This window comes from Limnohabitans sp. Rim47, assembly GCF_001517545.1.
Classification (GTDB): Bacteria; Pseudomonadota; Gammaproteobacteria; order Burkholderiales; family Burkholderiaceae_C; genus Limnohabitans_A.
In genome coordinates this window covers 757,309-768,964 of the sequence record NZ_FBYA01000001.1, presented here as the reverse complement: position 1 = coordinate 768,964, position 11,656 = coordinate 757,309, and the positions used below count along the sequence as shown (strand labels likewise).

The window sequence follows — 11,656 nt, the reverse complement described above, 5'->3', positions numbered from 1 at the left end:
ATTGTGTTCAAGCCTCCATAGCTTCAGGCCTGGCCAGCGAACCAATGTTCGCGGGCTTTCATGATCAGGGCGGTCGCCTCTTCAGCTGTCTGAGCAGTGATGTCAGTCAGTTCATCGGTGGCCAAGTCAGCCAAATCGTCACGGGTTTGAATACCCGCTTCAACCAGCTTGGAAATCAGCTCAGGCGTCAAGCCTGGCAAGTCACGCAAATCCTGAGAAACGTCTTCAACGCTCTCTTCACGTGCAATCTCAAGGGTCAGCAACGCGTCTTTGGCACGCGTACGCAACTCGTTGATGGTGTCTTCGTCGAAGCTCTCGATCTCTTGCATTTCCTGGATTGGCACATAAGCCACTTCCTCCAGGCTGGTGAAACCTTCACCAATCAGGATGTCGGCAATTTCTTGGTCCACATCGAGCTTTTCCATGAACAACTGACGGATACCGGTGGTTTCTTCGGCCTGCTTCTGGGCAGACTCAGCAGCGTCCATGATGTTGATCTTCCAGCCCGTGAGGTCAGAAGCCAGGCGCACGTTTTGACCACCACGGCCAATCGCAATCGCCAGGTTTTCTTCGTCCACCACGACGTCCATAGCGTGCTTTTCTTCGTCCACCACGATGGACTGAACGTTGGCCGGGGCCAAGGCACCGATCACGAACTGTGCCGGGTCTTCACTCCACAACACGATGTCGACGCGCTCACCGGCCAATTCGTTGGTCACAGCATTGACGCGGGTGCCACGCACACCGACGCAGGTGCCAATCGGGTCAACACGCTTGTCATGCGACAACACAGCGATCTTGGCGCGTGAGCCTGGGTCACGAGCGCAGGTTTTGATTTCCAGCAAGCCCTGCTCAATCTCGGGCACTTCCTGACGGAACAACTCGATCATGAACTCGGGGGCAGAACGCGACAGCAAGATCGGCGCGCCGCGCAAGGTCAAGTCCACTTCCATGATCATGGCGCGCACACGATCGCCACTGCGCAGGTTTTCCTTGGGGATCATTTCGCTGCGGCGCAGGCGGCCTTCAATGCGGCCTGCTTCGCAGATGATGTCGCCCTTGTCCATGCGCTTGACGGTGCCGACAAAAATCTTCTCGCCGCGCGACATGAAGTCGTTGAGCAGCATTTCGCGCTCGGCGTCACGGATTTTTTGCAAGATGACCTGCTTGGCCGCCATGGCGCCAATTCGGCCAATAGGCAAAGACTCGATCGCCTCTTCGATGTACTCGTCGACTTCGATGTCCGGGATTTGCTCTTTGGCCTCGAACAACAAGATTTCTTGCTCGGGCAACTGAAGACCGGCTTCATCGGGGACCACGTGCCAGCGGCGGAAAGTTTCGTAATTGCCGTTGTCGCGGTCCACCGCAACGCGGATGTCCACTTCACCGGCATACAGTTTTTTGGTCGCTTGGGCCAAAGCGGCTTCCACGGCACCAAACACCACGTCGCGCTCAACGTTCTTTTCACGTGAGATGGCTTCGACCAACATCAACATTTCGCGATTCATGACTTGACTCTCCTGTTCCACTGGGTCTGCGGTTCAGACCCGATAAAAATGCGCAAAGCCCGACACACCGGTCAGGCTTCAACCTTTGGCTTGCGCCCTTTGAAATCCACCACGGGCGCCAAACGGGCCTCGCGCAACTCATCCAATGTGAAACCCAGCGCATGCAAAGGCGCAGGGACTCGTTTTTTACTGATTCTTTGACCGGGCTTACCGACGGGCTCGTCACTCCAGACGATTTGCCAACCATCACCTGCGGCGGTTCGCTCAAGGGTGCCGCGAAACTTTTTGCGGCTGGCACTGACAAGACCGCCTGCGTTTTCACCCATCGGGGCCTTGAGGGTGAGGTCGATCAGCTCACCGACAAAACGCTCAAAATCTTTTTCATGACGCAAAGGGCGGTCAATACCGGGCGAGGACACCTCAAGCCGGTTGTAAGCAACGCCATCGACTTCGAGGGCGAACTGCAGTTGCCGATTGACTTTTTCGCAGTCTTCTACGTTGATGAAGGGCTCTGAACCGGGCTGCCATGGCCAGTCGATGGTGATGCGCAGCAAGCCGCCCGCAGTGCGGTCAATCTCAACCAGGTCATAACCCAGTCCAGTCACGGTTTCTTGAACAATTTGCTGCAGTGCCACAGAGCTTCGAAATATCAACGTTAAAAAAGAAAGACCCAAAAAAAACGGGCGGTGAAAACCCGCCCGTTTGGTCGTGAAGCGAGTATTCTAGCCGAAAAACGCGCTAAGTGCGTGATTTCTAAGGAAAATGAAGCTCTGTTTACCGTGAAATTCACTCGTTTGGAAAGGCTGCCAGCAAACTACGGGTGTAGGCGTGGCGCGACTCATGCAGAACTTGCTCGGCCGGTCCCGCCTCAACGATTCGCCCCTCCTGAAGCACCATCACTTGGTGGGCCATGGCACGCAAAACGTCGATATCGTGGGTGATCAACAAATAAGCCATGCCGCGCTTGGTCTGCAATTCTTGCAGTAATTTCAGGATTTGCTTTTGAACCGTCACATCCAGTGCGCTGGTGGGTTCGTCCAGCACCAGTAAATCAGGGCCTACAACCAAGGCCCTCGCCAAAGCAATGCGTTGCCTTTGGCCGCCCGAGAACGAGTGAGGGTATCGGCTGAGCAAATCCGGAAATGCTGCAATGCTCAGACCGACTTCGGCCAAAGTGGTCAAAACCTGGGCCTCGATTTGGCTTGCAGAGGCCTGAGCATGGTGCAGGCGAAGCCCCTCAGAGACGATTTCGCCCACCGTCATGCGCGGTGACAAGCTGCCATAAGGGTCCTGAAAAACCACCTGGACACGCCGCCGCAGCGCTTTGTCGCGTGCGGGGATGTTTTGCCAGGTCTGCCCGCCAAAGGACAACGCTCCATCAAAAGGGATTAAGCCAAGAACCGCTTGCGCCAAGCTGGACTTGCCTGAGCCCGACTCGCCCATCACACCCAAGGTGCTGCCCGGCATGATGCTGAAGTCGGCGCCGTGCACGGCCGTGAAATGGTTTTTTTGAAACCAAGCCCGCACGCCAGGCACCGCCATGGGGTATCGGACCCGCAAGCCTTTGGCTTCGAGCAGTGGCTTGGCAGCAGAATGGGCAGACACATGCACCAAACCTTCCCGGCTGGGTCGACTGTCCAGCAGCTTTTGGGTGTACGGGTGCTGCGGTCGCGCAAACACCTCCGACAAAGTGCCCTGCTCCACCAAGCGGCCTTTTTCCATGACAGCCACATGGTCGGTGAAGTGGCGAACCAAGGCCAGGTCATGGGTGATCAAGAGCACAGCCATGCCGGTTTTTTGTTGCAAATCGGCCAACAAATTCAGCATTTGCAAGCGCAGACTGGCGTCCAGAGCGGTGGTTGGCTCATCGGCCAGCAGCAATTGGGGCTCTGAAGCCACAGCCATGGCCATCATGGCGCGCTGCCTTTGGCCCCCCGAAAGTTCATGAGGATAAGCGCTAAAGCGACGGCGCGGGTCATCTATACCGGTATCAAGCAACCACTGCACGGCGCGGGCATCGGCGTCGCGCCGGGTCAGCCCTTTTTTGAGTTGCAGCACCTCCGAGATTTGCTGCCCCACCGTCATCAAAGGGTTGAGCGCGGTCATCGGCTCCTGAAAAATCATGGCGATCTCGTCGCCTCGGATGCGCTGCATCTCGGCAGGCGACTGTTGCAACAAATCTCGCCCTTGCCACATCACCTGGCCCGTCAGCTTTGCCGACTCCAGCAAACGCAGCACAGACAAGGCCGTGACCGACTTGCCCGAGCCCGACTCCCCAACCAAGGCCACACGCTCACCGGCGCGAATGCTCAGATTCACACCTTGCACCACCGACTGCCCGGCGAAGGCCACATCCAGGTCTTTCAACTCCAGCAAAGGCTGACTTGGGTTCGCGTTCATGCGTCCACCTTTCGCGGGTCCAGCGCGTCACGCAAGGCATCGCCCATAAAGGTGAGCAGCAGCAAGGTCACCACCAACACCCCAAAGGTAGAGATCGAAATCCACCAAGCATCGATGTTGTTTTTGCCTTGAGCGAGCAGTTCACCCAAAGACGGTGTGCCGGGTGGAACCCCCAGACCCAAAAAATCAAGCGATGTCAAAGCCAGAATGGCGCCACTCATGCGGAAGGGCAAAAAGGTGACTACCGGGGTCATGCTGTTGGGCAGCACGTGCCGCCACATGATTTGCCAATGCCCCAAACCCAGAGCACGAGCCGACTTGACGTAATCGAGTTGGCGGTTGCGCAAGAACTCGGCCCGCACATAGTCGGACAAGCCCATCCAGCCAAACAGACTTAACAGGACCAGCAACAAACCCACGCTGGGCTCGAACACCGCCGAGAAGATGATGAGCAAATACAGCTCAGGCATGGCGCTCCAGATTTCGATAAACCGCTGGAACACCAGATCGATCTTGCCCGCAAAGAAACCTTGCACAGCCCCCGTCAACACACCCAGCAACACGCCAAAGATGGTCAAGGCCAATGCGAACAAAACGGACACGCGAAACCCGTACAGCAAACGTGCCAATACATCGCGCCCGCGGTCGTCGGTGCCCAGCCAGTTGCGTGCACTGGGTGGCGCAGGGTTGGGCAGAGGGGCAAAGTAATCGAGCGTGCTGTGGTGGTAGGGGTTTGGCGCTTGCAAAGCCCAGTTGCCATCCTTGCTCAGTTGTTGCTGGATGAAAGGGTCCAGGTAATCGGCGGGGGTTTCAAAGTCGCCACCGAACAGCTTTTCGGGCAAGGTCTGCACGACTGGAAAGTACCACTGACCCTGAAAGCGCACGACCAGCGGTTTGTCGTTCGACAAGAACTCGGCCCCCAGGCTAAGAAAGAACAGGGTGACAAAAATGAGCAGACTTCCCAAACCCAGGCGGTTGCCCTTGAAGCGCTGCCAAGCTCGGGCCGATGGCGAGGCCTGAGGTGCCAAACAAGAAGTTGCAGATGCGCTCATGTGTCGAACTTCACGCGGGGGTCCACCCACACATAACAAAGGTCACTGACGAGCTTGGTCACCAAGCCAATCAGGGTGAACAAATACAAAGTGCCCAGCACCACCGGATAGTCACGCCGAATGACCGATTCGTAGCTGAGCAAACCCAGACCGTCGAGCGAGAACAAGGTTTCGATCAACAAAGAGCCGGTGAAAAATGCCCCGATGAAAGCGGCAGGAAAACCAGTGACCAGCGGGATCAAAGCGTTGCGCATGACATGGCGGTAAAGCACCCTGTTCTCGCTCAAGCCTTTGGCACGGGCTGTCAGTACGTATTGCTTGCGGATTTCTTCCAAAAATGCGTTCTTGGTCAGCATGGTGATGACCGCAAAAGAACCCAGCACACTGGCCGTGACCGGCAGGGCGATGTGCCACAGGTAGTCGACCACTTTGGCCCCCCAACTCAATTGCTCCCAGTTGGACGAAGTCAGGCCACGCAGAGGAAACCATTGCAACTGCCCACCAAAGACCACCAGCAATGCCACCCCCAGCACAAAGCCCGGAATCGCGTAACCGACCAGCACCAGCAAGCTGGTGAGCGTGTCAAAGCGCGTGCCCGCACGCACGGCCTTGGCAATGCCCAAAGGCACTGACACCAGGTAACTGAGGAAAAACGTCCACAAGCCCAAGCTGATCGAGACCGGCAGTTTTTCTTGGATCAGGCCCCAAACGTCTTTGGGGTAGAAAAAACTTTTGCCCAGATCGAACTGTGCAAATTGTTTGAGCATCATCCAAAAGCGCTCCGTGGGTGGCTTGTCAAAACCATAAAGGGTTTTGATCTCGGCAATGCGGGCTGCATCCACGCCTTGTCGGCCCCGGTAAGCACTGCCCGCAGCAGCGGCGCCCTCCCCGCCCGTATCGCGCCCTTGCAATTGGGCCACCATTTGTTCCACCGGACCACCGGGCACAAACTGGATCACCGCAAAAGTCATCAACAAAACGCCCAACAAGGTGGGCACCATCCACAACAAGCGTTTGAAAATGTAGGCCAGCATGGATCAAGGGCCTTTCTTGTCAGCGGCATCGCCGACAGCTGCGTTGGACGGCGCAATGACGCTTGTGGACAAGGCTCCAGGCGCCGCCCCCGCCCGCTTGGACCACCAGACCGAAGTGACCAAGGTCTCTGGTTGGTAATAACGAGGCAAATGGGCAGGCCGCGCAAAGGCAGCGTCGCGCCAAGACACACGGTGCACCGCACCATACCAATGCGGCACCACGTAATGGCCGTGGCGCAACACGCGGTCCAGCGCCCGCAAACTGGCGACCAACTCGGGGCGGGTGGTGGCGCTCACCACTTTGTCCAGCAGTGCATCAACGGCTGGGTCTTTCAGGCCCAGCACATTGCCCGAGCCTTCGACATCGGCTGACTTGCTACCAAAGCGCTCCAGCAATTCAGTGCCTGGCGCTTCACTGCCCACGGTGCGGTTGCTGACGATGTCAAAGTCAAACACGTCCATGCGTTTTTGCAGCAACGCAAAGTCGATCACTTTGTACTGCACCTGAATGCCCAGCTTTTCCAGGTTTTTGGCAAACGGGGTGACCACACGCCCCATGGAACCCGAACTGTCCAAAAATTCGAGCGTCAGCGCCTGGCCAGTGGCGTTGCGCAAAGCGCCATCGCGGTAAGTCCAACCGGCATCCTTCAGCAAATCGCGCGCTTGGCGCAGGTGGTCGCGCAAGGTGTGCCCAGAATCGACAGCCAGATCCGTCTTGGGCGGCTGGGGCACATCCTGCTCGAACACAGCGGCAGGCAACTTGGCCTTCAAAGGCTGCAGCAAAGCCAATTCATCGTTGCCGGGTCGGCCTTTGGCCTCGAAGTCGCTGGCCACAAAGTACCCACGCACGCGGCTGTAGGCGTTGTAAAACAGCTGGCGATTCAACCACTCAAAGTCCATGGCCAGCGCGATCGCTTGGCGCACACGCACATCCTTGAACTTGTCGCGGCGCAGGTTGAACTGAAAGCCCTGAAAGTCGCCCGCATTGCCGTGCGGCAACTCGGCCTTGATCAACTCGCCGCGCTCGAATGCACGGCCCGTGAAGGCCCTGGCCCACTCCCGCGCAATGAATGACTGCATGTAATCGAACTCGCCCGCCTTGAAGGCTTCGAGCTGCGCGGTGCTGTCTTTGTAAATTTTGTAGGTGATGCGGTCAAAGTTGAACAGGCCCTTGCGCACATTCAGGTCTTTGGCCCAATAAGCCGTGTCGCGCACATAGGTGATGTCTTTGCCAAATTGCACAGGACCGACGCGGTAAGGGCCTGACGCGATGGGAACCTCCATGACCATCTGATCCAGCGGCGTGTGCACTTTGCCTTGTAGACCCCACTTTTGGCTGAACACCGGCAAGCTGCCCACGATCAAGGGCAGTTCGCTGTTGGGCCGGACAAAATCAAATCGAATACTGCGCTCGCCCACAACCGTGGCGGCTTTGACCTCAGAAAAATAGGTGCGGTACTGTGGGGCCGCTTGCTTGCTGGTCAGGCGTTCAAAGGTGTGGCGCACATCAGCGGCCAAGACCGGGTCTCCATTGTGAAAGCGGGCTTGCGGATGGATCTGAAAAGTCACTGACATGCGGTCAGACGCCACCTGAATGTCCGAAGCCAGCAAACCATAAGCCGTGGTCGGCTCGTCCATATTGCCCACCAGCAAGGTGTCAAACAACATGCTCAGCATGGCCGGGGGCGCGCTGCCTTTGAGGGTGAAGGGGTTGTATTTGTCAAAGTTGGATTGCCGCGTAGGAGGCACCAAAACGATCTCACCGCCTTTGGGTGCCGCAGGGTTCACATAAGAGAAGTGGGCAAAACCAGCGGGGTAGCGAATGTCGCCAAACTGCGCATAGGCATGCGCCGCCCACGCGGTGGCCGTCGTCCAGAGCCCGAAGGCCAGCAAGCAGTGAGTCCAAAATCGGGCCATGGGTCTTCGCATGCGACAATTCTGCACACATTTTCCAGGAGTTGAAGACATGACTACAAAAACAGGATTTCTGTCGGGCAAAAAGCTGTTGATCACCGGCGTGTTGTCCAACCGCTCGATCGCCTATGGCATCGCCAAGGCCTGCCACGCGCAAGGCGCCGAGCTGGCATTCAGCTACGTGGGCGAACGCTTCAAGGACCGCATCACCGAGTTCGCAGCCGACTTTGATTCCAAGTTGATTTTTGACTGCGACGTGGGCAGTGACGAGCAGATCGAAAAGCTGTTCACCGATTTGTCAGCCACTTGGCCCAAGATCGACGGCTTTGTGCACGCGATTGGCTATGCCCCGCGCGAAGCCATTGCAGGCGACTTTTTGGACGGTCTGTCACGTGAAGGCTTCAAGATCGCGCACGACATCAGCGCCTACAGCTTCCCTGCCATGGCCAAAGCAGCCCTGCCTTACTTGAACGACAAGTCGGCCGTGCTGACCCTGACTTATCTCGGCGCGATCCGCACCGTGCCCAACTACAACACGATGGGTTTGGCCAAGGCCAGCCTGGAAGCGTCGGTGCGCTACTTGGCTGAATCACTGGGCAGCCAAAATCGTGGCCTGCGGGCCAATGGCATCTCGGCAGGCCCCATCAAGACCCTGGCCGCCAGCGGCATCAAAGGTTTTGGCAAGATTTTGTCGGTGGTAGCTGAGGCTTCGCCGATTCGCCGCAACGTGACCATTGACGATGTGGGCAATGTGGCGGCGTTCTTGTTGAGCGACTTGGCAGCCGGCGTGACCGCAGAGATCACGTATGTGGACGGTGGTTTCAGCCAGGTCGTCGGTGGGATTGCGGAGCCTGCTGCGGCTGAATGATGGTGTTCTGAGCCCTGGTTATGGGCCGTTTTTAAGACCGCCTGAGACAAGGCGGGCGCTGCCCGGGCTCATAACTCGCTTCGCTCGCCAAATCGCCCGGTTCAGCGCCCGCCTTGCCTCAGGCTAAGCAGGTGTTCATGTGACGATGGGCTTGGTGGAATTCGTCGCACTGCACACACACTGGCGTGGTCAAGCGTGAGCGATGGGCTGCAGGCGCTCACAATCGGCACTGAACCGGCGCATCCTCCGGAATTGAAAAAGCGGCCTAGGTCGCTTTTTCAATTCTCCCCCTCAGGTGAGTTGGGGCCCTGTGCGGGGGCGATGTGGCAAAGCGAAGCGCCTCTGAGCCATCGCACAGGGCCCCAACTCACATGCTATCCCACTTAGCCCAGACCCGAAGAGCCACACACCCAACGCAGGGTTTAAGCCTTCACACAATCCGCAAAGTACCGCTTCTTGCCATCCTCGTCCTTGATCTCCACCAAACCGTGGATGTCCGTCTCGAACCCAGGGCACTTCTCATTGAATTCGCGGGCGAATTTGAGGTAGTCCACGATCTTCTTGTTGAAGACTTCGCCTGGAATCAACAGCGGGATGCCGGGCGGGTAAGGCGTGACCAAGCCCACCGTGATGCGGCCTTCCAAGTGATCAATTTCTACGCGCTCGGTCTTGCGCTGTGCGATGTGGGCATACGCATCAGACGGACGCATGGCCGGAGCCAGATCCGACAAATACATCTCGGTGGTCAGGCGGGCGATGTCGTACTTGGCGTACATCTCGTGCACGTGCTGGCACAGATCGCGCAAACCCATGCGCTCATAACGCGGGTGCTTCTGGCAGAACTCCGGCATGATTTTCCACATCGGCTGGTTCTTCGCGTACTCGTCCTTGAACTGCTGCAAAGCCGTCAGCAGCGTGTTCCAGCGGCCCTTGGTGATGCCGATCGTGAACATGATGAAGAAGCTGTACAGGCCGGTTTTCTCGACCACCACACCATGCTCGGTCAAGAACTTGCTGACGATCGAGGCTGGGATGCCGGTCTTGTCAAACTTGCCATCCAAATCCAAACCCGGCGTGACGATGGTTGACTTGATCGGGTCAAGCATATTGAAGCCATCCGCCAGCTGTTGGCCAAAGCCGTGCCACTTGCTGGCCTTCTTGCGCGGATCATTGCGCAAGATCCAGTCATCGGCGCGGCCAATGCCTTCTTCGGCAAACTTCTCAGGCCCCCAGACCTTGAACCACCAGTCTTTGCCGTACTCGGCATCGATTTTTCGCATGGCACGGCGGAAATCCAGGGCTTCGGCAATGCTTTCTTCGACCAGAGCCGTGCCGCCTGGCGGCTCCATCATGGCAGCGGCCACATCGCAGCTGGCAATGATGCTGTACTGCGGACTGGTCGAGGTGTGCATCAGGTACGCCTCGTTGAACAGCGGGCGGTCCAGCTTGGTGTTTTGCGCGTCTTGCACCAGCACATGGCTGGCTTGGCTGATGCCTGCCAGCAACTTGTGAATGGATTGTGTGGCGTACACCATCGACTCTTTCGGACGTGCGCGCTTTTTGCCCATCGAATGGTAAGGGCCATAAAACGGGTGGAAAGCCGCGTGCGGCAGCCAGGCTTCGTCAAAGTGCAGGTTTTCCACATAGCCATCGAGCATGCTTTTGATGGTTTCGGTGTTGTAGAGCACACCGTCATAGGTGGACTGCGTGAGCGTCATCACGCGGGGCTTGACCTTTTTCGGGTCCACACCCTTGAGCAAGGGGTTGGCCTTGATCTTGGCCATGATGGCTGCGGGCTCAAACTCGCTTTTGGGGATCGGACCAATGATCCCGAAGTGGTTGCGCGTGGGCTTCATGAACACCGGAATCGCGCCGGTCATGATGATCGAATGCAAGATGGACTTGTGGCAGTTGCGGTCCACCACCACCACGTCACCTGGAGCCACCGTGTGGTGCCAAACAATCTTGTTCGATGTACTGGTGCCGTTGGTCACAAAGAAGCAATGGTCTGCATTGAAAATGCGGGCCGCATTGCGCTCGCTCTCTCCAATGGCGCCGTTATGGTCTAACAGCTGCCCAAGCTCTTCGACCGCGTTGCACACATCGGCACGCAACATGTTTTCGCCATAAAACTGGTGGTACATCTGACCCACGGGGCTCTTCAGGAAAGCCACGCCACCGGAATGGCCTGGGCAATGCCAAGAGTAAGAACCGTCTTCAGCGTAATCAAGCAAGGCTTTGAAGAAAGGCGGTTGCACACCTTCCAGATAACTCTTGGCCTCACGAATGATGTGACGCGCCACGAATTCGGGCGTGTCCTCAAACATGTGGATGAAACCATGCAACTCGCGCAAAATATCATTGGGCAAATGGCGCGATGTTTTTGTTTCACCGTAAATGTAGATCGGCACATCGGCATTTTTGCGACGCACCTCGTCAATAAACGCCCGCAAATTGATCACAGCCGGATCCAGATCAGGTCCGGGAGAAAACTCTTCATCGTCGATCGACAAAATGAAAGCACTGGCCCGGCTTTGCTGTTGGGCAAACTGCGACAAATCCCCATAACTGGTCACGCCCAAAACCTCTAAACCCTCGCTGACGATGGCATCGGCCAAAGCCCGAATGCCCAGGCCCGATGTGTTTTCGGAGCGGTAATCTTCGTCAATGATGACGATGGGAAAGCGAAATTTCATGGGCTTGTCGGGCTGTGCGCCAAAGAAAGGACAAAGGAATTGAAACAAAGGCGAAGTTTAAGGACAAAAAAGGGCTGCTTGAGCGATGCAGGTCAGAATTACGCAAAAATCCTGCAGCTTGCTGACAAGGCCGCCACAACAAGAATTGCAAACCTGGCCCTCGATTAGCGTTTTTACGCTGCTA

8 protein-coding genes are annotated in these 11,656 nt (G+C 57.0%); 1 reads left to right on the top strand and 7 read right to left on the bottom strand.

Features of this window, described 5'->3' with window-relative positions; all coding sequences use genetic code 11:
• Nucleotides 1-23 precede the first annotated feature (23 nt).
• The 6 genes from nusA to BN3544_RS03490 form a co-directional block, all read right to left on the bottom strand.
• On the bottom strand, nt 24-1,508 hold the full coding sequence (gene nusA, locus BN3544_RS03515) for a transcription termination factor NusA (protein ID WP_026036444.1): 1,485 nt from the start codon (nt 1,506-1,508) through the stop codon (nt 24-26).
• A gap of 71 nt (nt 1,509-1,579) precedes the next feature.
• Nucleotides 1,580-2,143, bottom strand: coding sequence for a ribosome maturation factor RimP (gene rimP, locus BN3544_RS03510; protein WP_019428792.1), 564 nt, complete (start codon nt 2,141-2,143; stop codon nt 1,580-1,582).
• A gap of 151 nt (nt 2,144-2,294) precedes the next feature.
• The gene (locus BN3544_RS03505; protein WP_019428791.1) at nt 2,295-3,908 is read right to left on the bottom strand and encodes an ABC transporter ATP-binding protein; all 1,614 of its coding nucleotides are present in this window, start codon (nt 3,906-3,908) and stop codon (nt 2,295-2,297) included.
• Nucleotides 3,905-4,960, bottom strand: coding sequence for an ABC transporter permease (locus tag BN3544_RS03500; RefSeq protein ID WP_019428790.1), 1,056 nt, complete (start codon nt 4,958-4,960; stop codon nt 3,905-3,907). The genes BN3544_RS03505 and BN3544_RS03500 overlap by 4 nt, the downstream gene beginning before the upstream one ends.
• Nucleotides 4,957-5,994 (bottom strand): microcin C ABC transporter permease YejB, encoded by a 1,038-nt coding sequence (locus BN3544_RS03495; RefSeq protein WP_019428789.1) that lies wholly within the window; start codon nt 5,992-5,994, stop codon nt 4,957-4,959. Before BN3544_RS03495 ends, BN3544_RS03500 begins: the two co-directional genes overlap by 4 nt.
• A gap of 3 nt (nt 5,995-5,997) precedes the next feature.
• A complete protein-coding gene (locus BN3544_RS03490) occupies nt 5,998-7,923 on the bottom strand; it encodes an extracellular solute-binding protein (protein WP_155820320.1) in 1,926 nt (641 codons plus the stop codon).
• A gap of 37 nt (nt 7,924-7,960) precedes the next feature.
• Between BN3544_RS03490 and fabI the strand changes: the two genes are divergently transcribed.
• Nucleotides 7,961-8,776, top strand: coding sequence for an enoyl-ACP reductase FabI (gene fabI, locus BN3544_RS03485; protein WP_019428787.1), 816 nt, complete (start codon nt 7,961-7,963; stop codon nt 8,774-8,776).
• Nucleotides 8,777-9,198: 422 nt separating this feature from the next.
• Here fabI and BN3544_RS03480 read toward each other — a convergent pair whose 3' ends face one another.
• On the bottom strand, nt 9,199-11,472 hold the full coding sequence (locus tag BN3544_RS03480; RefSeq protein WP_026036443.1) for an arginine/lysine/ornithine decarboxylase: 2,274 nt from the start codon (nt 11,470-11,472) through the stop codon (nt 9,199-9,201).
• Between the last annotated feature and the right edge of the window lie 184 nt (nt 11,473-11,656).